At 59.2% G+C, this 21,926-nt stretch carries 20 protein-coding genes; 12 read left to right on the forward strand and 8 right to left on the reverse strand.

The window, feature by feature from the left end; genetic code table 11:
- Window positions 1-118 precede the first annotated feature (118 nt).
- The 4 genes from VCA57_RS07225 (at window position 119) to VCA57_RS07240 (ending at window position 4,098) form a co-directional block, all read left to right on the forward strand.
- Window positions 119-1,903 carry a GspE/PulE family protein gene (locus VCA57_RS07225; RefSeq protein ID WP_411184291.1) on the forward strand — a complete coding sequence of 595 codons (1,785 nt, stop codon included), beginning with the start codon at window positions 119-121 and terminating at the stop codon, window positions 1,901-1,903.
- 216 nt (window positions 1,904-2,119) lie between these two features.
- Window positions 2,120-3,040, forward strand: coding sequence for an SPFH domain-containing protein (locus VCA57_RS07230; RefSeq protein WP_411184292.1), 921 nt, complete (start codon window positions 2,120-2,122; stop codon window positions 3,038-3,040).
- 3 nt (window positions 3,041-3,043) lie between these two features.
- Complete coding sequence (locus VCA57_RS07235) at window positions 3,044-3,493, forward strand: NfeD family protein (RefSeq protein WP_411184293.1); 450 nt, start codon at window positions 3,044-3,046, stop codon at window positions 3,491-3,493.
- On the forward strand, window positions 3,490-4,098 hold the full coding sequence (locus VCA57_RS07240; protein ID WP_411184294.1) for a GNAT family N-acetyltransferase: 609 nt from the start codon (window positions 3,490-3,492) through the stop codon (window positions 4,096-4,098). Before VCA57_RS07235 ends, VCA57_RS07240 begins: the two co-directional genes overlap by 4 nt.
- A 66-nt stretch (window positions 4,099-4,164) precedes the next feature.
- Here the strand turns inward: VCA57_RS07240 and gcvH are convergent, their stop codons facing one another.
- The 5 genes from gcvH to VCA57_RS07265 form a co-directional block, all read right to left on the reverse strand.
- The gene (gene gcvH / locus VCA57_RS07245; RefSeq protein ID WP_411184295.1) at window positions 4,165-4,554 is read right to left on the reverse strand and encodes a glycine cleavage system protein GcvH; all 390 of its coding nucleotides are present in this window, start codon (window positions 4,552-4,554) and stop codon (window positions 4,165-4,167) included.
- Between the two features lie 142 nt (window positions 4,555-4,696).
- Window positions 4,697-5,779, reverse strand: coding sequence for a glycine cleavage system aminomethyltransferase GcvT (gene gcvT / locus VCA57_RS07250; protein ID WP_411184296.1), 1,083 nt, complete (start codon window positions 5,777-5,779; stop codon window positions 4,697-4,699).
- A 170-nt stretch (window positions 5,780-5,949) separates the two neighbouring features.
- A complete protein-coding gene (locus VCA57_RS07255; protein ID WP_411184297.1) occupies window positions 5,950-7,566 on the reverse strand; it encodes an ABC transporter permease in 1,617 nt (538 codons plus the stop codon).
- Between the two features lie 164 nt (window positions 7,567-7,730).
- Window positions 7,731-8,732, reverse strand: coding sequence for an extracellular solute-binding protein (locus tag VCA57_RS07260; protein ID WP_411184298.1), 1,002 nt, complete (start codon window positions 8,730-8,732; stop codon window positions 7,731-7,733).
- A 128-nt stretch (window positions 8,733-8,860) separates the two neighbouring features.
- Complete coding sequence (locus tag VCA57_RS07265; RefSeq protein WP_411184299.1) at window positions 8,861-10,507, reverse strand: acyl-CoA synthetase; 1,647 nt, start codon at window positions 10,505-10,507, stop codon at window positions 8,861-8,863.
- Between the two features lie 242 nt (window positions 10,508-10,749).
- Between VCA57_RS07265 and VCA57_RS07270 the strand changes: the two genes are divergently transcribed.
- Entirely contained in the window at window positions 10,750-12,681 is a 1,932-nt protein-coding gene (locus VCA57_RS07270; RefSeq protein ID WP_411184300.1) for a beta-ketoacyl synthase, read from the forward strand.
- Between the two features lie 288 nt (window positions 12,682-12,969).
- Here the strand turns inward: VCA57_RS07270 and cysQ are convergent, their stop codons facing one another.
- Entirely contained in the window at window positions 12,970-13,803 is an 834-nt protein-coding gene (gene cysQ / locus VCA57_RS07275) for a 3'(2'),5'-bisphosphate nucleotidase CysQ (protein ID WP_411184301.1), read from the reverse strand.
- Between the two features lie 8 nt (window positions 13,804-13,811).
- A complete protein-coding gene (gene nudE / locus VCA57_RS07280) occupies window positions 13,812-14,378 on the reverse strand; it encodes an ADP compounds hydrolase NudE (RefSeq protein ID WP_411184302.1) in 567 nt (188 codons plus the stop codon).
- A 133-nt stretch (window positions 14,379-14,511) separates the two neighbouring features.
- Here nudE and yrfG point away from each other — a divergent pair, with 133 nt between their 5' ends.
- The 7 genes from yrfG (at window position 14,512) to VCA57_RS07315 (ending at window position 21,300) form a co-directional block, all read left to right on the forward strand.
- Window positions 14,512-15,216 carry a GMP/IMP nucleotidase gene (yrfG, locus tag VCA57_RS07285; RefSeq protein ID WP_411184303.1) on the forward strand — a complete coding sequence of 235 codons (705 nt, stop codon included), beginning with the start codon at window positions 14,512-14,514 and terminating at the stop codon, window positions 15,214-15,216.
- Window position 15,217: 1 nt separating this feature from the next.
- Window positions 15,218-15,805: a biosynthetic peptidoglycan transglycosylase gene (locus VCA57_RS07290; RefSeq protein WP_411184304.1), complete on the forward strand. Its 588-nt coding sequence runs from the start codon at window positions 15,218-15,220 to the stop codon at window positions 15,803-15,805.
- Window positions 15,806-15,819: 14 nt separating this feature from the next.
- On the forward strand, window positions 15,820-16,545 hold the full coding sequence (locus VCA57_RS07295) for a hypothetical protein (protein WP_411184305.1): 726 nt from the start codon (window positions 15,820-15,822) through the stop codon (window positions 16,543-16,545).
- A gap of 3 nt (window positions 16,546-16,548) precedes the next feature.
- The gene (locus VCA57_RS07300; RefSeq protein ID WP_411184306.1) at window positions 16,549-17,442 is read left to right on the forward strand and encodes a LysR family transcriptional regulator; all 894 of its coding nucleotides are present in this window, start codon (window positions 16,549-16,551) and stop codon (window positions 17,440-17,442) included.
- 124 nt (window positions 17,443-17,566) lie between these two features.
- A complete protein-coding gene (gene fdhD, locus VCA57_RS07305) occupies window positions 17,567-18,412 on the forward strand; it encodes a formate dehydrogenase accessory sulfurtransferase FdhD (RefSeq protein ID WP_411184307.1) in 846 nt (281 codons plus the stop codon).
- Window positions 18,409-20,730, forward strand: coding sequence for an FdhF/YdeP family oxidoreductase (locus VCA57_RS07310; RefSeq protein WP_411184308.1), 2,322 nt, complete (start codon window positions 18,409-18,411; stop codon window positions 20,728-20,730). The genes fdhD and VCA57_RS07310 overlap by 4 nt, the downstream gene beginning before the upstream one ends.
- 144 nt (window positions 20,731-20,874) lie before the next feature.
- Complete coding sequence (locus VCA57_RS07315) at window positions 20,875-21,300, forward strand: glycine zipper domain-containing protein (protein WP_411184309.1); 426 nt, start codon at window positions 20,875-20,877, stop codon at window positions 21,298-21,300.
- A gap of 94 nt (window positions 21,301-21,394) precedes the next feature.
- On the opposite strand, the gene VCA57_RS07320 is transcribed toward VCA57_RS07315, so the two are convergent.
- A complete protein-coding gene (locus VCA57_RS07320; RefSeq protein ID WP_411184310.1) occupies window positions 21,395-21,838 on the reverse strand; it encodes an acyl-CoA thioesterase in 444 nt (147 codons plus the stop codon).
- Between the last annotated feature and the right edge of the window lie 88 nt (window positions 21,839-21,926).

Below are 21,926 nucleotides of genomic sequence, written 5' to 3' on the forward strand. Positions count from 1 at the left end.
AGCCGCTGCAGCAAAAAACAGCGGCTGTGCAAAAATGAATCAAGTCGGCAGACAACCTAGCTGCTTGGCGTCATGCTGCTGGGCATTGCCTTAGTTTTCAGGATCGTCAGGGAGCTTTATGTCCGTATTCGTCTCGTCCGCCCAAGACCACCAGCTGGAGCTCGCCGACCTGCTGCGTGAGCTGGTCGCCCAAGGCCGAACTAATCAGGACAGTGCCGAGCAATGCCTGGCAATCCGCCGCAGCGCGGTCAATAACCAGCTGCATCCGCTGGAGTTTCTCGCCGCTCAGCAACTTGATGACCAGAAACACCCCGGCAAGAAGCTCGAACTGGAGGGGCTGACCAGCTGGCTGGCCGAGCAATGCGGGCAACCCTTTTTACGCATCGACCCGCTGAAGATCGATGTCGCGGCCATCACCCCACTGATGTCCTACGCCTTCGCCCAGCGCCACAAGATTCTTGCCGTAGCCGTGGATAACGACAGCGTGACCATCGCCAGCAGCCAACCCCTGGTGCACAGCTGGGAAGCCAACCTGACCCACGTACTCAAACGCCCGATCAAGCGCGTGGTGGCCAGCCCGAGCGATATTCAGCGCTTCACCGTGGAGTTTTACCGCCTGGCCAAGTCAGTCAGCGGTGCCTCGGCGGGCGACAGCAAAATCAGCGGGGTCGGCAACTTCGAGCAACTGTTGAACCTCGGCACACAAGACCAGGAACCCGATGCCAACGATGCGCACATCGTTAATATCGTCGACTGGTTGTTCCAGTACGCCTTCACCCAGCGCGCCAGTGATATTCATATCGAGCCGCGTCGCGAACAGGGCAGCGTGCGCTTTCGCATCGACGGAGTGCTGCACACCGTCTACCAGTTCCCACCACAGGTGACCATGGCGGTGGTCAGCCGCCTGAAAAGCCTCGGGCGAATGAACGTCGCCGAAAAACGCAAACCGCAAGATGGCCGAATCAAGACCAAAACCCCGGACGGCGGTGAAGTCGAACTGCGCCTATCGACCCTGCCCACCGCCTTTGGCGAAAAGATGGTGATGCGGATTTTTGACCCGGAAGTGCTGCTGAAAAGCTTCGACCAGCTGGGCTTCTCCGCCGATGACCTGAAACGCTGGCAGAGCATGACCAGCCAGCCCAACGGCATCATTCTGGTCACCGGCCCCACCGGTTCAGGCAAGACCACCACGCTGTACACCACGCTCAAGCAACTGGCGACTCAGGAGGTCAACGTCTGCACCATCGAAGACCCGATTGAAATGATCGAAGGGGCCTTCAACCAGATGCAGGTGCAGAGCAATATCGACCTGACGTTCGCCAGCGGCGTACGTGCCCTGATGCGGCAAGACCCGGACATCATCATGGTCGGCGAAATCCGCGACCTGGAAACCGCCGAAATGGCCATTCAGGCGGCGCTAACCGGCCATTTGGTGCTCTCCACCCTGCACACCAACGACGCGCCCAGCGCCATCACCCGCTTACTCGAGCTGGGTGTACCGCACTACTTGCTGAAGGCCACACTGCTTGGCGTGATGGCACAGCGCCTGGTGCGCACCCTATGCCCGCACTGCAAGGCCCCGCAGGAGCTGGACGAAGACGGCTGGCAGAGCCTGACCAAACCCTGGAGTGCGCCACTGCCAACTCAGGCTTGTCGCGCCGTGGGCTGCCTAGAATGCCGTGATACCGGCTACCGCGGCCGCGCCGGGGTGTATGAAATCATGCTGATCAATGATGCGATGAAACCGCTGATCACCGCCGACACCGACCTGGTCGCCCTGCGTCGGCATGCGTTTAAAGAAGGCATGCGCAGCCTGCGCCTGTCCGGCGCACAAAAGGTCGCGGCCGGCCTGACCACCGTTGAGGAAGTGCTGCGGGTCACCCCGCAAAGCGAGCAAAAATAGCTGCGTCAGGCTACCCCTCAATCCGCTCACATAGCCACGTGATGCCATCCAGCGCGGCAAAATCCTCGCGGCCGGCAAGATGGCATCAGCAGCCTAAACTGCTATTGCATATGCCGTTGATCGGCGCACCTTGCAACACCATCGACAGCAGCGCCACGAGCAACTGTGCTTAGATGATTAGTCAGCAAACCTCACTCAGCCAAGGAACACCACCACATGGAAATCGGCAGCGTCATCTTTCTCTTTGTCGGCCTCGCCGTCGCCATCGTTTTTATGGGCTTCAAAGTCGTACCGCAGGGCTTCGAGTGGACGGTGGAGCGCTTCGGCCGTTACACCAACACCCTCAAGCCAGGCCTGAACATCATCGTGCCGGTGATGGACAAGATTGGTCGCAAGCTCAACGTGATGGAAAACGTGCTGGATATTCCGCCGCAAGAAGTCATCACCGCCGATAACGCCACGGTGCAGATCGACGCCATCTGCTTCTTCCAGATCATCAATTCGGCCCAGGCAGCTTACGAGGTGAACAACCTCGAACACGCCATTCGCAACCTGGTGATGACCAATATCCGTACCGTACTCGGCTCCATGGAGCTGGACGCCATGCTCGGCCAGCGCGACGCGATCAACGAGCGGCTGCTGCGCACCGTCGATGAAGCCACCGCGCCGTGGGGCATCAAGATCACCCGCATCGAGATCAAGGACATCAGCCCGCCCGCCGACCTGATGGCCGCCATGTCGGGCCAGATGAAAGCCGAACGGATCAAACGCGCCCAGATTCTCGAAGCAGAAGGCCTGCGCGCCGCCGCCATCCTCACCGCTGAAGGGCAGAAGCAGGGCGATATTCTCAAAGCTGAAGGCCAACGCCAGGCCGCCTTCCTCGAAGCAGAAGCCCGCGAACGTGCCGCCCAAGCGGAAGCTGAAGCCACGCGCATGGTTTCCGAAGCCATCGCCAGCGGCAACGTGCAAGCGGTCAACTACTTCGTCGCGCAGAAATACATCGAAGCACTCGGCCAACTGGCCAGCGCCAACAACAGCAAAGTGATCCTAATGCCGCTGGAAGCCAGCCAGGTGATCGGCGCAGTCGGCGGCATTGGCGAAATCGTCAAAGCCACCTTCGGCGAGCACAAGGGTTAAGCCATGTGGGACTTTTTACAGCACCTGTCGTACTGGAACTGGCTGGCATTCGGCACGCTGCTGCTGATTCTCGAAGTCTTCGGTGCCGGTGGTTACTTGCTGTGGATTGGTTTGGCCGCCGCCAGCGTCGGCCTGCTGACGCTGATTTTCCCGGGCCTACCCTGGGCCGCCCAGTTCGTGCTGTTCGGGCTGCTCTCGGTATTGACGGCGGTGTTCTGGTGGCAGCGCCAGCGCAGCGCCGCCAAACCCTCTGACCAACCGGGGCTGAACCAGCGCGGCAGCGAATTGCAGGGCCGCCAGTTCGTCCTGCACGAGGCCATCCATGAAGGGCGCGGCAAGATAAAAGCCGGCGACTCGTTATGGCTGGTCAGCGGCCAGGATCTGCCGGCAGGCAGCCAGGTACGGGTAGTTGGTCAGAACGGTGTGATTCTGTTGGTTGAAGCCTGCCAGTGAGCTCACTGCGCGTTGTGCCGCTGAGTTCGACGCACGCCTCAATCAGCCTGGACCTGCTGGATCAGGCCTTTGCCCATGACCCGAACCTGGGCTGGTATCTATTCAGCCAACGCGCGGGTTATGCACAGCGCCGGCGTGACTATCTGACGGGTTACCTGCACTTTCATCAGCTCAACAACCTGCCAGTCTTAGGGGCCTGGCGAGGCGACGAGCTGTTGGGGCTCAGTTTTTTCAGTTCAGGCAGCGACATAACCGATAGCGCCAGCCTCGATGCGCTAGGGCAGCATATTAGCCAGCACTGCGGTGCCGACTGCCTGGCCCGCCTGGATCAGCTATTGGCTGCCTTCGACCAGCGCCTGCAGCGACCTGACTTGGCGTGCATCGAATTCATTGCCGTGGCACCCGGACATCAGGGCCAGGGCATCGGTAGCGCCCTGCTCAGTGCCACTCTGACACAGCTACGCAACCATGGAGCCCCAGGCGCAGCCTTGGAAACGGGAGAGGCGCGCAATCTGGCGCTGTATCAGCGCCATGGTTTTCAAGCAGCAGCAACCTTAGCGCTGCCAGGCCTGCTGCAGCACTACTTGCAGCAGATCTGGATATAGGCAACTGACGCCCCATAAAGCAAAAGGCCCTGCATTGCAGGGCCTTTTGCTTCAGCAGAGAGCCGATCAGGCGTCGCTATCGGCAACAGCCTTATAAGCGCTCGCATCAAGCAACTTATCCAGCTCGCTGACATCGCTTGGCTTGAGCTTGAAGAACCAGCTGCCGTACGGGTCGCTGTTAACGCTTTCCGGGCTGTCGGCCAGGCCGTCGTTGATCGCAATCACTTCACCCGAAACCGGTGCGTAGATGTCGGAAGCGGCCTTGACCGACTCCACTACGCCCGCTTCCTGGCCAGCAGTCAGGGTTTTACCCACATCCGGTAGCTCGATGAACACCACATCGCCCAAGGCTTCCTGAGCGTGGTCGGAAATACCTACGGTAACGCTGCCATCGGCTTCCAGTCGCGCCCACTCATGGCTGGCGGCGTAGCGCAGATCGGCGGGGATATTGCTCATGTGTCGCTCCTCATCTGACATGACGGCGACTACGCCGTCATGGAAATTTAGCAGGCCTTGGCCATACCGAAAGAAAGTCTTAAACAACCTAGCGCGCCGCACAGGCAGCCACGCTTACGACCATCCATGATCAATTCAGGGTTCAGATCAGGGGCTTGCCGTTACGCACAAAGGTCGGTTTGACCACCCGCACCGGGTACCACTTACCGCGAATTTCCACTTCGGCCCGCTCACCCGTTGCCGCCGGCACACGCGCCAAGGCAATAGATTTACCCAGAGTTGGCGAAAAACTGCCACTGGTGATTTCCCCCTCACCAACACCCTCGACCCGCACCACCTGGTGAGCACGCAGCACGCCACGCTCTTCCAGCACCAGACCAACCAACTTGGCGCTAACACCTTCGGTTTTTTGTTTATGCAATACGCTGCGGCCGACAAAACCACGACTGGCAGGCTCCCAGGCTATGGTCCAGGCCATATTGGCGACCAGCGGGGTAACACTTTCGTCCATGTCCTGGCCGTATAAGTTCATCCCGGCTTCCAGGCGCAGGGTATCGCGCGCGCCGAGGCCAATGGGGGAAATACCAGCACCGACCAGGTCATTGAGAAAAGCCACTACTTCACTGGCAGGCAGCATGATTTCCAAACCATCCTCGCCGGTGTAACCAGTACGGGCGATAAACCAGTCGCCATCCGGCTGGCCCTCAAACGGCTTAAGGCTTTGAATCAGGCTGGCCCGCGACGCAGTGACCAGCTCAGCCGTCTTGAGGCGTGCATGAGGCCCCTGAATGGCCAGCATGGCCAGCTCGGCACGCTCGTGCAATTGCACGTCGAAGTCGACGCTCTGCAAGCGCATCCAGGCGAGATCCTTGTCACGGGTCGAGGCATTGACCACCACGCGGTAACCAAAGCTCGTTAGGTAGACAATCAAATCATCCACCACCCCGCCCTGCTCGTTGAGCATGCCGCTGTAGAGGGCTTTGCCTACACTCTGCAAACGCTCAACATCGTTGGCCAGCAGGTGCTGCAGGTAGGCTTTGGCCTGGCTGCCCGTGACATCCACTACAGTCATGTGCGACACATCGAAAACCCCACAGTCGCGGCGCACCTCGTGATGTTCCTCGACCTGCGAACCATAGTGCAACGGCATGTCCCAACCGCCGAAATCGACCATCTTGGCACCCAACGCGAGGTGCAGATCGTAGAGCGGTGTGCGCTGTCCCATATGTGTCTCCTTGCGGGCTGGGCAGTGCAGCGGCAACCTGGCTGAGCCCGATAAACCGGGCGCTGGCACGGGCTATCAGAATGACGGGCCGCTGCGAATGGCGCGCATTGTAGCCGCAACGCTGGGGGCGGTCATCCCAACGCGGCAGCCTGTCGCGCCAAACCGACCAGCTACCCTGGACGACGCGCCGAACGGCGGATCAGCAGAATCACCGGCAACAGCCCCACCAGTACCAGCGTCAGGGCCGGCAATGCGGCGCGGGCCCACTCGCCTTCGCTGGTCATCTCAAATATCCGCACGGACAAGGTGTCCCAGCCAAAAGGCCGCATCAACAGTGTGGCTGGCATTTCTTTGAGCACATCAACGAACACCAACAGCGCCGCCGACAACGCCCCCGGCAGCAGCAACGGCAGGTACACCTTAAAGAACAGGCCGACACCACCAACACCCAGGCTGCGCGAGGCTTCTGGCAGCGATGGCCGAATGCGCGCCAGGCTGTTTTCCAGCGGCCCATAAGCGACCGCCATAAAGCGGATCATGTAAGCCAGCAACAATGCCGATAGGCTGCCGAGCAGCATCGGCTTGCCGGCCCCGCCGAGCCAGCTGGACAGCGGAATCACCAGTTCGCGGTCCAGGTAGCTGAACGCCAGCATGATCGCCACCGCCAACATTGAGCCCGGTAAGGCATAACCCAGATTGGCCACACCAACCGCGCCACGCATCACCCGCGTAGGTGCCAAACGCCGGGCAAAAGCCAGCAGCAGCGCCACGCTAACGGTAACCAGCGCCGCCAGCCCCCCCAGATAAAGGGTGTGCAGAATCAGCGCGGTGTAGCGCTCATCCAAGTCGAAACGGCCGCGCTGCCAGAACCAAACAATCAATTGCAGCACCGGGATAACAAAGCCGCAGGCGAATACCAGTCCACACCAGGCGCTGGCCGCCAAGGCCTTGCCCCCGCGCAGGTGATACAGCGCCTTGCTCCGCGGCCGTTCATTTACCGGGCGTACCGCACCACGGGCACGGCGCTCACCATAGAGCACCAGCATCACCGCCAGCAGCAGCAGGCTGGCCAACTGGGTGGCGCTGGTCAGGCTGTAGAAGCTGTACCAGGTTTTGTAGATAGCGGTGGTAAAGGTGTCGAAGTTAAACACCGCCACCGCGCCAAAATCCGCCAGGGTTTCCATGATTGCCAGCGCCAGACCGGCACCAATCGCCGGTCGCGCCATCGGCAGGGCAACGCGCCAGAAGGCGCGCCACGGGCTCAGGCCAAGCACCCGCGCGGCTTCCATTAGGCCTTTGCCCTGAGCCAGGAAGGCATTGCGCGCCAGCAGATAGACGTAGGGGTAGAACACCAGCACCAGGACGATAATCACCCCGCCGGTGGAACGCACGCGGGGGAAGCGCACAGCGCTGCCGAACCACTCGCGCAGCAGGCTTTGTAATGGACCGGAAAAATCCAGCAGGCCGACAAACACAAACGCCAGTACATAAGCCGGAATGGCAAACGGCAGCATCAGCGCCCAGTCCAGCCAGCGCCGCCCGGGGAATTCGCAGAGGCTGGTCAGCCAGGCCAAGCTGACCCCAAGCAGCGTCACCCCAACGCCAACACCCAGTACCAGCACCAAGGTGTTGCCGAGCAAGCGTGGCAACTGGGTTTGCCACAAGTGCGCCCAAATCTGCTGGTCAACCTCATGCCAACTGAGCATCAGCACGCTCAGCGGCAGCAGCACCAACAAGGCAGCGGCAAAGGCGATGGGGTACCAGCGACGCTGGGCAGGATGGGCCACGCAAAATCCTCAAAACAAAAAACACAACGCCCCGGACTGAGCCGGGGCGTCGAGTATAACGATGTAGGATGGGTTGAGGCGCGTAGCGGCGATACCCATCGCACCAGAACGCGATGGGTATCGCTGTGCTCAACCCATCCTACGTACTGACGGCATGCGCAGGCTTAGTTCCAGCCAGCGCGATCCATCAGCATGGTGGCTTCAGCCTGACGCTTGCCGGCCACTTCGGTGGCAATCGAGTCGGCCTTGAAAGTGCCCCAAGCAGCAACCTCAGCGGACGGTGCTACCGATGGATTAGCGGGATACTCCTGGTTAACGCCGGCAAAGATGCTCTGCGCCTCCGTAGAGGTCATCCACTCCAGCAGTTTTTTCGCTTCAGCAGCATGCGGCGCGTACTTGGTCAAACCGGCACCCGCCAGATTGACGTGTACACCCCGGTCGTTCTGGTTTGGCCAAAACGGCTTCACCTTCAGGTCAGGCTGCTGCTGGTGCAGACGGCCGTAATAGTAGGTATTGGTGATGCCCACATCGCATTGGCCGGCATCAATGGCCTGCAGCACAGCGATGTCATCGGCGAACACGTCAGTGGCCAGGTTGTTGACCCAACCCTTGATGATTTCTTCAGTTTTTGCCGCGCCATGGGTTTCGATCAGGGTGGCGGTCAGTGACTGGTTGTAGACCTTCTTGCTGGTACGCAGGCACAGGCGGCCTTCCCAGTTTTTGTCGGCCAAGGCTTCGTAGGTCGACAGCTCGCTCGGGTTAACCCGCTCGGTGGAGTAGAAGATGGTCCGCGCACGCAGCGACAGGCCAGTCCAGCTGTTGCTGCTGGAGCGATACTGCGCAGGGATATTGGCCTCGATGGTTGGCGAGGTGAACGGCTGCAGAATGCCCATCTGCTCAGCCTGCCAGAGGTTGCCGGCATCAACGGTGATCAGCATATCGGCCACCGCGTTTTCGCCTTCGGCCTTGATGCGCTGCATCAGTGGCGCTTCTTTGTCGGTGATAAACCTTACCTTGACCCCGGTTTTCGCGGTGTAGGCATCGAACACCGGCTTGATCAGTTCATCAATGCGTGAGGAATAGACCACTACTTCGTCTGCGGCCTGCGCGGCTCCGGCCAGCGCAGTGAGAGTGAATGCAGCGAGTAGACGCTTGCTTACCTGCATGAAGACTGCCTCTTGGGTAGACGAGTTAAGGTGCCAAATAGTAGTGAATGGCATTTAGCTTCTCAACTCGCCAGCCAAGTAAACCTGTAACAAGTGCCTTCAGTCCTTGGTTTCAGCAACCGGGCTGATTAAGCCACCGCCTGCGCCGCGAGCAGCCTAGCCTGCTCACGCAGAACAAACTTCTGCACTTTGCCGGTGCTGGTTTTGGGCAGGTTAGTGAACACCACACAACCAGGCACTTTGAAGCGCGCCATGCGCTGCTGACAGAAGGCGATGACCTCTTCGGCCGACAGCTCGGCTCCTGGCTTGAGGGTGACAAAGGCGCAGGGCGTCTCGCCCCATTTGTCATGGGCCATGGCCACCACGGCGGCTTCGAGAATCAGCGGATGGCGATACAACACGTCTTCCACCTCAATGGATGAAATGTTTTCGCCACCGGAAATGATGATGTCCTTGGAGCGATCCTTGATCTCCACGTAACCATCGGCGTGCCACACGGCCAAGTCGCCGGAGTGGAACCAGCCGCCGGCAAAGGCTTCAGCCGTGGCGGTGGGGTTTTTCAGGTAGCCCTTCATCACCACGTTGCCGCGCATCATGATCTCGCCGATGCTCTGGCCATCTTTCGGCACAGGCAGCAAAGTATCTGGATTGGCCACCATCAGGCCATCAAGCAGCGGCGCACGCACGCCCTGACGGGATTTCAAGCGCGCACGCTGCTCTGCCGTTTCGCCGTCCCATTCACTCTTCCACTCGCACGCCACACTGGGGCCGTAGGTTTCGGTCAGGCCGTAAACGTGGGTAACACGGAACTCCAGCGCTTCCATCGCCTCGATCACCGCCGCAGGTGGCGCAGCACCAGCGGTCAGCACTTTTACCGGTCGGGTTTTCAGGGCTTTTAGCGAGTCATCTGCATTGGCCAGCATATTCAGCACGATAGGCGCACCGCAGAAGTGATCGACCTCATGCTCGGCAATGGCCGGGTAGATGGCCTCAGCGCGGACATGCCGCAAGCACACATTGACTCCCACATAGGCTGCCAGCGCCCAGGGGAAGCACCAGCCGTTGCAATGGAACATCGGCAGCGTCCACAGGTACACCGGGAAGCGGCTCATGTCCCAGCACATGGCATTCGACAGCGAGTTCAGGTGTGCACCCCGGTGGTGATAGACCACCCCTTTGGGGTTGCCGGTGGTGCCGGAGGTGTAATTCAGGGAGATGGCCTGCCATTCGTCTTCTGGCATCTGCCAGGCATAGTCGGCGTCGCCTTCGGCCAGCAGCGCTTCGTAATCCAGCTGGCCAATCAGCAAGCCGTCAGCATATTGCGGATCATCAATGCCGATCACCAGTGGCGGTTGCGGCAAATGCCCGACCACGCGCTGCGCCAGTTCACCAAACTCTTTGTCTACCAGCAGCACCTTGGCTTCGCCATGCTGCAGGATAAAGGCCACTGCCTCAGCATCCAGCCGCGTGTTGATGGCATTTAACACCGCGCCGCACATCGGTACGCCGAAGTGCGCTTCAAACATTGCCGGACCGTTAGGCGCAATAACCGCCACGGTATCGCCCAGGCCGATGCCGCGCTTGGCCAAGGCTGAAGCAAGCCGGATACTGCGGGTATAGGTTTCACCCCAGGTCTGCCGCAGGCTGCCATTGATTAGCGCCAGGCGTTGTGGGTACACACTGGCCGCACGTTCAATAAAACTCAGTGGGCTGAGTGCCTGAAAATTCGCCGCATCGCGCGGCATGCCGTATTCGTAAGGGTTAACGCTGTGCATTATTGTTCTCCAGCAGGACCTTGGGCTGGAGAAACCATAGCAGTGGTGGGGTTTTAGTGATGCGCTACCTTGGTCGAAACAGTGACTTACAAGTCAGTAATCACGTCAGCATAGGCACCCGTGCAGCCATGCTGGGCGCTTGATCGCGGCATACTACCCGCCGCAGAGCGCTCCGCCCGCATGACAAGCAGTTACAGCGTCATCTCAGCTTGTCCGCCGTCATTTTCTGAAGGAGTTATCGAGTGACCTCACGTTTACCTGTGATCGTTGGTTTTGGTGGCTATAACGCGGCCGGGCGCAGCTCCTTCCACCATGGTTTCCGCCGTACCGTAATCGAGTCGATGGATACCGCCGCGCGCCAGCAAACCCTGGCCGGCCTGGCGGTAATGATGAAACTGGTCAAGGTGGTCGACGGCGGCTACCAGGATGACGAAGGCAAGCCACTCAGCCTGACCGAGATCGACAGCCGCTTCAGCGCACAGATTCTTGCCTCAACCCTGGTACGGCGCATCGAGAAGCAGCACCTCGACCCAGACGCTGCGCATTGGCAGAAGACCATCGACATCAGCGCCACTGCCGGCCAACCGCTAAGCTTTATCACCCTGCGCAAGCACCTGCCGGACCCGCTGCCGTCGGATTGGACAGTGGACGAGCTGAACGCCAGCGAAGTGCTGGTCACCCTGCATGACAACTGCGAATTCAAGGTCGACAGCTACCGTGCCCTGCCGGTGAAATCCGCCGGGCAGCTGCCTACCGGCTTCGAGCCCAGCGAGCTGTACAACGCCCGCTTCCACCCGCGCGGCCTGGCCATGACCATCGTTGGCGTCACCGATGCATTGCGCGCTACTGGTATCGACTGGCAGGCCATCATGCAGCGCGTAGCACCGGATGAAGTCGCGGTGTTCGCCGGCAGCATCATGAGTCAGCTCGATGAAAACGGCTTCGGCGGCCTGATGCAGTCACGCCTCAAGGGCGGCCGCGTTACCGCCAAGCAGCTGGCCCTGGGCCTGAACACCATGCCGGCGGACTTTATTAACGCCTATGTGCTGGGCAGCGTCGGCACCACCGGTAGCGTCACCGGGGCCTGCGCCACCTTCCTGTATAACTTGCAAAAAGGCATCGAGCTGATCAGTTCGGGCAAAGCGCGGGTGGCCATCGTCGGCAACAGCGAAGCGCCGATAAATCAGGAATGTCTTGAGGGTTACGGTGCCATGGGCGCCCTGGCCACCGAAGAGGGCCTGCGCCAGATCCAAGGCAAGGACAAGGTGGCCCAGAGCGAGAGCGAGGTAGACTGGCGTCGCGCCAGCCGCCCCTTTGGCGAGAACTGCGGTTTCACCCTGGCCGAAGCCTGTCAGTTCGTGGTGTTGATGGACGACGAACTGGCTCTAGAGCTGGGCGCGGACATCCACGGCGCAGTGCCGGATGTGTTTATCAATGCCGACGGTTTCAAGAAATCCATTTCCGCCCCCGGCCCAGGCAACTACCTGACGGTTGCCAAGGCCGTGGCCAGCGCCGTGCAGCTATTGGGTATCGATGCCGTGCGTGAGCGCAGCTTTGTCCACGCCCACGGCTCCAGCACCCCGGCTAACCGCACAACCGAGTCGGCCATTCTCGACCGCATCGCCAGCGCCTTCGCTATCGACCAATGGCCGGTAACTGCCGTGAAGGCTTTTGTCGGCCACTCCCTGGCCACCGCCAGTGGCGACCAGGTGATCTCCGCGTTGGGCACATTCAAGTACGGGATTATTCCGGGGATCAAAACCATCGATGCCGTGGCCGGCGATGTGCATCAACAGCACCTGAGCTTTGCCACCGCTGACCGTAGCCGTGCGCCAGAACAGCTGGATATGTGCGTGATCAACTCCAAAGGCTTTGGCGGCAACAACGCCAGCGCCTTGCTGTTGGCACCGCACGTGGCCGAACGCATGCTGCGCAAGCGCCATGGTGAAGCCGCGTTTGCCGCCTACCTGCAGCGCCGCGAGACCACCCGCGCCGCCGCCCAGGCCTACGATGCGCAAGCTCTGTTGGGTGAGTTGGGGATTATCTACAACTTTGGCCACGACCTGATCGACGATCAGCACATCGAGATCAGCCCCGAACAGATCAAAGTGCCGGGCTTTGCCCAGCCACTGGTGTTCAAGAAGGACGAGCGCTACGGCGACATGCTCGAGTAAACCGAGCCAGCGCCGAATTACCGGGCTATGGGCAGTGATGGGTTACGCCGCTTTGCGGCTAACCCATCCTACATGCTTGCGCTCAAGGCCAACCTGCCGCTGCTGGTTACGCCGCTAAAGCGCCTCCCACAGGATGTGTCTGTGCAGATGCGCCGCGATTTGTAGGAGGGGCTTTAGCCGCGATTGAGCCTGCCAGGTAACGGCAGATTCGCGACTCACGCCAGCCGCGTCGGATGGGTCGGGCCGCGTAGGTGGCGCGCAGCGATACCCATCAACCGAGCAAAGCCTTTAATCCAGCGCGCGGGCCAGTTGGATTAGCTCATCACGCCAGGCGGCAGCCGCCGGTAAAGCCAGGAAGTAGGGATTGAGCAGCGACTCCCGAGCCTCATAGGTCAACGCCTCGCCCTTGAGCGTCAGCACCTCGCCGCCCGCTCCTTCCAGCACGCCCTGCGCCGCTGCCGTGTCCCACTGCGAAGTAGGTGCAAGGCGTGGGTAACAATCGGCCTTGCCCTCGGCCAACTGGCAGAACTTCAGCGAGCTACCGACGCTCGCCAGTTGCAGATCACCAAAGCGCTCGCTCAAGCCTGCAAGCAAGGCTTCCTGCGCAGGGCTGGAATGTCGCCGGCTGGCGACCAGGGTAAACGCCTCCTGCGGTGCCAGACGCACACTGATCGACTCAGCCATACCCGCCGCATCGGCGCGCCAGGCCCCCAGGCCGGCACCGCCGTAATAGCATTGACCTGTGGCCGGAATGCCGACCACGCCAAACACCACCCGACCGTGCTCAATCAGCGCGACGTTGACGGTGAACTCTTCAGTGCCGGCGATAAATTCTTTGGTGCCATCCAGCGGATCGACCAGCCACCAGCGGCTCCATTGTCCGCGTTCGCTCAGGGCAATATCGGCAGCCTCTTCAGAAAGCACCGGGATATCTGGGGCGAGTGCCAGCAGGCCATCGTTAAGAATATGGTGGGCGGCCATGTCAGCGGCAGTGACCGGCGAAGCATCGGCTTTTTCATTGACCTTCACATCGGCGCGCCAGAAAGGCAGCGTCGCCGCGCCAGCCTGGCGCACCAACTCGATCACCGCAGGAATCAGTGGGTGGCTTATGGCTTGGCTCATGGTTTGGCTCATACCTTGAAAACCCCACGCTGAGTCAGTACATCGCGGGCCAGGTAAAGTGCCGCCAAGGCACGCCCTTCGGTGAATTGCGGATGCTGGATCAAGCTCGACAGTTCGCGCAGGCTGGTCTTGTCGACCCGCATCGGCTCCGGCTCATCGCCGGGCAAGCGCTCTTCATACAAGTCCATGGCCAGCACCACCTGAATCTTCTGGCTCATATAACCCGGCGACAGGCTCAGTTCGGCCAGCAACTCAAGCTTGCGCGCGCCAAAACCGGCTTCTTCCTTGAGCTCGCGATTGGCCGCGTCCAGCACATCTTCGCCCGGTTCGATTAGCCCTTTGGGCAGTGACAACTGGTAGTCATCGGTACCGCCGCAATACTCCTCGACCAGCAGGGCATGCTCGGCATCGGCCATCGCCACCACCATCACCGCGCCATAACCTGAGCCCTTGCCCACCAGCCGTTCATAGGTGCGTTCCACGCCATTACTGAAGCGCAACTGCAGTTCCTCAACACGGAACAAGTGGCTGCTGGCGACAATTTCGCGAGCGAGTACGGTGGGTTTCTGACGCATTGGGCGGCTCCTGGGCAGGACATAGCGGGTTATCATAACGCGGCTTTTCCGATTATCAGCGTAGGAGATTGCGCGATCACCACGCCGAAGGCGTAAATCGCGACCCTCTGCGCATCAGCCCGAAGAACTGCGCATGCCCGCCTTGCCCTGGAACACCATCGATACTGTCCTGCTGGATATGGACGGCACCCTGCTCGACCTGCACTTCGACAACCACTTCTGGTTGCAACACCTGCCGCAGCGTTATGCCGAACACCACGGCATCAGCCGCGCGCTGGCCGATGCCGAATTGCTGCCGCTGTTTCGCGAGCACGCCGGCACGCTGAACTGGTACTGCACGGACTTCTGGAGCCGCGAGCTAAAGCTGTCGATCCGCGACCTTAAACGCGAAGTGGCGCACCTGATCGCCCTACGCCCGGATGCCGACACCTTTATCCGCGCCATTCGCGATGCCGGTAAGCAGGTGGTGCTGATCACCAACGCGCACCGCGATTCACTGTCGCTGAAGCTAGAACGCATTGAGCTAGCACCGTACTTCGATCGGCTGATCAGCTCTCACGACTATGGCTTCCCCAAGGAAGACCAGCAGTTCTGGCAAGCCCTGCAACAGGATTGCCCGTTCACGCCGGCACGCAGCTTGTTTATTGATGACAGCTTGCCGATTCTGCGTAGCGCCGGGCACTTTGGCGTTGGCCACCTGCTCGCCGTGCGCCAGCCGGATAGCCAGGCCGGGCCGAAGGACACCGAAGAGTTTGCGGCTGTTGAGGATTATCAGGAGCTGATTGTCGATATAGGTGATTTTCACCATACGAACCGAAGAGTGGGCGATGAGATTTAGAATGCATATTTTATTTTTACTGGCAGGGAAAATTTTCACCCCAAAAGAAATTCAGCTAACCCGCAATGTAGTCGCAAAAACATTATTAACTGATGACTACCAAAAAGCAGTACATGAGACGCTATTGAGCGCTTTAATTACTGGAGAGGATAGGCGCTTCATGCGACACAACGGCTATGACTTCACAGCCATCGCCAGAGCGATTATAAACAACCTAAGAAACAGCCGAATAGAAGGCGCAAGTACAATTGAACAGCAACTAACCAGAACTATAACTGGTAATTACGAAATATCATTAAAGAGGAAAATAAAAGAAATAATCATAGCATCATCGCTAAAGAGAAAATTCTCTAAAAAAGAAATAGCTTATTGCTATATAACCATTGCTTATTATGGCTGGCAAATGAACAACCTAAGCCAGGCATATAAAAGACTACAATTCAATAGCGACAAGATCACAACTCGCCAAGCATCCGAAATTATTGCAAGATTACGATACCCGGAACCCCGAAACCCAAGCATAGCTAGAATAAAAAAAATATCTGGAAGAGCAGACTTTATAGAAAAAAATACACCCACCGCCAATTGATAGGGAAGAAATAAATGCAGCCATTTGAGGTAACAGAAATACCAAGCGATTATTTTTTTGAATACATGACCCCATATACTCTTATCGATATCTCAGAAAAACTTAGCCCTGAAGAACTCACCGCATTCATAAGATCACGCTATGTAGAAAACATACCATTCATTTTTAAAAAACAACCACTTATATACGAAACCATGAGATCTTGGCTCGCACGGGAGCTAAAAGTAAACCCATCAGAAATTGTTACTATTGGGAGTGCTAAATTAGGCTTTTCGCCGGCACCACATCCAGACTTCGGGAAGTTATTCACACCCCAGTCCGACTTAGACCTAACTGTAATATCTGAAAAACTATTCAACAACCTAGTTGAAACTTACGAAACATGGGCCGATGAATTCTCACTAGGAAAAACAAAACCTAACAATCCAACAGAGGAATCTTATTGGAAGGAAAATACCAGATGGCTACCAACCTGCATCCAGAAAGGATTTATCGACCCAAATAAAATCCCAAACAGATACGAAACCAGCAAACATATATCTCAAAAACTCTGGGCATTAAAAGGGCGACTGAGCGCCTCGGATGAAAGATTAATTTTTAGAAAATGCAGTCTGCGCATATACAAAGACTGGAGTTCTTTTAGCAAGCAACTTATGACTAACCTAAATAAAGCACTTACTACACTACAACCTAAAAACAAGGTTTTATTAGCGACAAGAACCCTCCCGGACACTTGGTAATTCATGGATATCAAGCAGCTGAAGTTCCTCATCGCCTTGGATGAAACCCGCCACTTTGGCCAGGCCGCTGCGCGTTGTCATATCACCCAGCCGACCCTGTCGATGCGCCTGCGCCAGTTAGAAGAAGAACTGGGCCTGGAGTTGGTGCATCGCGGCCAGCGTTTCGAGGGTTTCAGCGCCGAAGGTGAGCGCATTCTGGCCTGGGCGCGCAGCCTGATGGCCGCGCATGACGGGCTATATGCCGAAGCGGCCGCCTGCCGTGGCCAACTGGTCGGCACCCTGCGTTTGGGCGTAGTGCCGCTGGCGGGCTTCGACCCCATGCGTTTAGTACAGTTTTTTGCCGAGCAGCATACGGGGCTGCGCTTTCAGCTGTTTGCCTTGAGCAGCGAGCAGATTCTCGAACGCCTAGGACGCAACCAGCTCGACCTCGGTCTGTCCTATCTTGACCGTCTCAACCCTGAGCACTTCGACAGCCTAGAACTGGCCGAAACGCGCATGGGCCTGCTGTACGACCGCCGCCACTTCCAATTCGCCAGCGCAGCTCTGCGCTGGGAAAGCCTGATCGATTTACCGCTCGGACTGCTTTCGGCGGGCATGCACTTTCGCCAATCAATCGATCACAGCTTTCGCTCGCGCAGCCTGACGCCCAGCCCACGGCTGGAAACCGATGCCGTGCATCAATTGCTGCAAGCGGTCAGCGCCGGCTTGTGCTGCGCGATCATGCCGCTCAACAGCGGCATGGCCGAATTCACCGAACACCTGGCGCTAACCCCCATTGAGGACGCCCACACCCTCGCACCGCTGGGTTTGATCATGCGCCGCAGTGCGCCCCGTTCGGCGCTGGCCGAAGCCTGTTTTGCCGAAGCGCATAAGCTTTTATTGCCAGCAGTGCGCTAAAAGGTGCGAGCTTGACGTACCGATAGAGCAAATCGATCACTACATCGGCAACAGCGATTAGACGCCTCTACCTGAGCGGCCTAGGCTGATAGAACAACTATTATGTCGCCGAAAAGGCCTGCCCATGCCACGCCACGTGCCGCTCAGCCCAAAGGACTCCGTTGCCGCACTCGTGCCTGCGCCGACCTACAGCTATGTCGAACTGGCAGCCGAGCAGCAGGATGGCGCAGCCGCATTGGCCAGCGAAACCGCTCTGGCGATCAGCTACAACGGCATCAGCCATAGCGTGATGATGGTTTCGCCCAGCGACCTTGAGGACTTTATCTACGGTTTCAGCCTGAGCGCTGGCCTGATCGATTCGCTCGATGAGATCTACGACGTCAGCCTCCAGCAGCATGACAGCGCCATCAGCGCCGAGGTGCAGGTCAGCAACCGCGCTTTCTGGGCGCTCAAGCAGCAACGCCGCACCTTGGCCGGCAACAGCGGCTGTGGCCTGTGCGGGGTCGAGGCGCTAGAGCAGGCGCTGCCGCAACTGCAAGACCTGCCGCCCAGCCCATTGCCCGCACCGGCCCACCTGCAGGGCCTGCGTCAACGCATTCAAAGCGTACAAACCATGGCCCGTCACAGCGGCGCGGTGCACGCGGCGTTGTTTGTCGATGCTCAAGGGCAGATCCGCCTATGTCGCGAAGACATCGGCCGGCATAACGCCCTCGACAAACTGCTTGGCGCTCTGCACCGCGAAGGTGAAGAGCTGCGCCAGGGCTTTGCTGTGGTCACCAGCCGCTGCAGCCTGGAACTAATCCACAAGGCACTGCGCGCGGGTATCGGCACCCTGGTCAGCCTGTCGGCACCGACCAGCCTGAGCGTGCAATGGGCACGCCAGCACAACCTCAATCTGATCCATATTCCCCAGCAGAGCGCGCCACGGGTGTACAGCCCAGCAGCCGCGCCCGGAGTCGCCCGTTTATGAGCCTGCAACCGATCAACCCACGCTATCAACCCTACAAAGGCGCCGCCGCTGGCTGGGGCGCGCTGCGCAGCGTCACGCACTTCTGGCTGGACAGTAAGCAGCCGTTCAAAAACCTCCGCGCCTTGCTCAAAACCAATCAGCACGGCGGCTTCGACTGCCCCGGCTGCGCCTGGGGCGACTCGCCGGAAGACGGCCACATCAAGTTCTGCGAGAACGGCGCCAAAGCGGTCAACTGGGAAGCCACCAAACGCCGTGTGGATGCCGCCTTCTTCGCTCGCTACAGCGTCAGCCAGCTGCGTGAGCAGAGCGATTACTGGCTTGAATACCAGGGTCGCCTGACCGAGCCGATGCGCTATGACGCCACCAGTGATCACTACCTGCCAATCAGCTGGGACGCTGCCTTTGCCCTGATCGCCGAGCACCTGAAACAACTGGAAAGCCCCAACCAGGCCGAGTTCTACACCTCGGGGCGGGCCAGTAACGAAGCGGCTTACCTGTATCAACTGTTCGTCCGCGCCTTTGGCAGCAACAATTTCCCCGATTGCTCGAATATGTGTCACGAGGCCAGCGGCGTGGCCCTCGGCCAGAGCGTGGGTGTGGGCAAAGGCAGCGTGACCTTCGACGATTTCGAGCACAGCGACGCAATTTTTGTACTTGGGCAAAACCCCGGCACCAACCACCCACGCATGCTCGAACCGCTGCGTGAGGCGGTCAAACGCGGCGCACAGGTGGTGTGCTTTAACCCGCTAAAAGAGCGCGGCCTGGAACGCTTCCAACATCCGCAGCATGCCCTGGAAATGCTCACCAATGGCTCTGAACCGCTAAACACCGCATTCTTCCGTCCAGCCCTGGGCGGTGATTTAGCCGCCCTGCGCGGCATGGCCAAGTTCCTCCTGCAATGGCACCGCGAAGCGCTGGCCAAAGGTGAGCCGGCGGTATTCGACCTGGCCTTTATCGCTGAACACACCGACGGCGTGGATGACTACCTGGCGCTGTTGGATGCCAGCAGCTGGGAATCCCTCGTGGAGCAATCCGGCCTGAGCCTGGATGATTTGCAACATGCCGCCCTGCTCTATCGCCGCGCTGAACGGGTGATCATCTGCTGGGCCATGGGCATCACCCAGCACCACAACTCGGTGGCGACCATCCAGGAAATCGTCAACCTGCAACTGCTGCGCGGCAACCTTGGACGGCCCGGTGCGGGCCTGTGCCCGGTGCGCGGCCACAGCAACGTGCAGGGCGACCGCACCATGGGCATCAATGAGCGGCCAACAGCGGCGTTTCTCGATGCACTGGAGCAACGCTTTCAGTTCCAGGTGCCACGCGCCCAGGGCCACAACACGGTTGAAGCGATCAACGCCATGCTCGATGGCCAAGCCAAGGTGTTTATCGGCCTGGGCGGTAACTTCGCCCAAGCCACCCCGGACAGCCCGCGCAGCCATGTAGCACTAAGCCGCTGCGCACTGACCGTGCAGATCAGCACCAAGCTCAACCGCAGCCACCTGACCACCGGCGGCGACGCGCTGACTCTGCCCTGTCTCGGCCGTACTGATATCGACCACCAGGCTAACGGCCCGCAAGCCGTGACCGTGGAGGACTCATTCAGCATGATCCACGCTTCCTACGGCCAACTCGAACCGCTGTCGGCGCAGATGCGCTCGGAGCCGGCGATCATTGCCGGTATCGCTAAAGCCACCCTGGGCAACCATCCCGTCGAGTGGGATGCACTGATTGCTGACTACAGTGGCATTCGCAGCCTGATTGCCGATACCATTCCTGGCTTTGCCGACTTCAACCAGCGCGTGCAACACCCCGGTGGCTTCTACCTGGGCAACGCTGCTGCTGAACGCCGCTGGCTGACCGCCAGCCACAAGGCCAATTTCAAGGCCAACCCGCTACCCACCGACCTGCTGCCACCGCAGGTGCGCAGCACTGGGCAAACACCGGACCTGATCCTGCAGACACTGCGGTCTCACGACCAGTACAACACCACCATCTACGGCCTGGATGACCGCTACCGTGGGGTCAAAGGTCAGCGCCAGGTGCTGTTCGTCAACGAGGCCGACATCCTGCGCCTGGGTTATCAGCCGGGCCAGAAGGTCGATATTCAATCCATCTGGGATGACGGCATCGAGCGCAAGGTAACCGGCTTCACCCTACTGGCCTTCGATATTCCCGCCGGCCAGGCCGCTGCTTACTACCCGGAAGCTAACCCGCTGGTGCCCCTGCAGAGCTTCGGCACAGGTAGCTTTACCCCAACCTCGAAATACGTGGCGATCCGCCTGCAGGCGCATCATGCCGAGGCGCGCATTCTTTAATCTCGGGTTGTGTGGCGACGATCACAACGGCGACCAGCGGCAGGGAATTTTTCCCTACATTGGGCTCTAAGACTACGTGCGGCACTTAGCCTTTAAAACCAAAGGCTTAGGTTCGCATCCCACTTAGTCGAGAAGGTCTGCCGTATGCGTACATTATGTTCTGCGCTGGTATTCAGCGCCCTAGTCTCCCCGCTGGCCGTTGCTGGCGATACGGGTAAGGTCGCCATTGGTGGCGGTGTTGGCGGCGCCTTAGGCAATGTAATCGGTCAGCAAGTCGGCGGTAGCACTGGTGCAGCCATTGGCGCAGGCCTAGGCGGCGCAGCGGGTGGGGTGATTACCGCGCGTGACGGCAACAAAACGCAAGCCGCACTGGGCGGCGGCCTGGGTGCCGCAGGTGGCTCGGTGCTGGGTAATAAGGTCGGTGGCAGCACGGGTTCGACCATCGGTGCCGGCCTCGGCGGTGCAGCCGGCGGCGCTCTGGCCAATGAATATGCCGGCGGCAGTGCGCGCGACAGCGGCCATTACCAAGGCAAGAAACACAAGAAGCGTAAAAAGCACAAACACCACTAAGCGCCATATACACAGAGTGAAAAGCCGCTAATCAGCGGCTTTTCACTCTGTGTAATAGGGGATGCAATTTGAAAACTGGCCGCTCAAACGCCGCTTAGGCAGCCGACTGCATCAGTAGCACCGTCAGCGCCGCCCGCAGATTCTCAGGAATGCTCACCGGGCGGTTGCTGCTGCGGTCGACAAATACATGCACGAAACGCCCTGCCGCACAGGCTTCATCCTCTCCCGCCTTAAACACCGCCAGCTCGTATTGCACCGAACTGTTACCCAGTTTGCCGACACGCAAACCGATCTCGATTCGCTCGGGGAAGGCGATAGACGCGAAATAGTCGCAGCTGGAGCTGACCACAAAACCCACCACACTGCCGTCATGGATATCAAGGCCGCCGACTTCGATAAGGTAGGTGTTCACCGCACTGTCAAAGAAGCTGTAGTAGGTGACGTTGTTTACATGGCCATAGATATCGTTGTCGTGCCAGCGCGTGGTGATCGGCTGAAAGTGCCGGTAGTCATCACGCAAGTGTTGAGGTTGGCTCATTGGAGCTCCTTGAAATGGACAGCAATCGGCAAGCGTCGCGGCTAAAGCCCCTCCCACGGGCACCGGTTTCATGTGGGAGGGGCTTTAG

Origin of the sequence: Pseudomonas sp. (genome assembly GCF_046581935.1) — a bacterium.
Taxonomy (GTDB): Bacteria; Pseudomonadota; Gammaproteobacteria; order Pseudomonadales; family Pseudomonadaceae; genus Aquipseudomonas.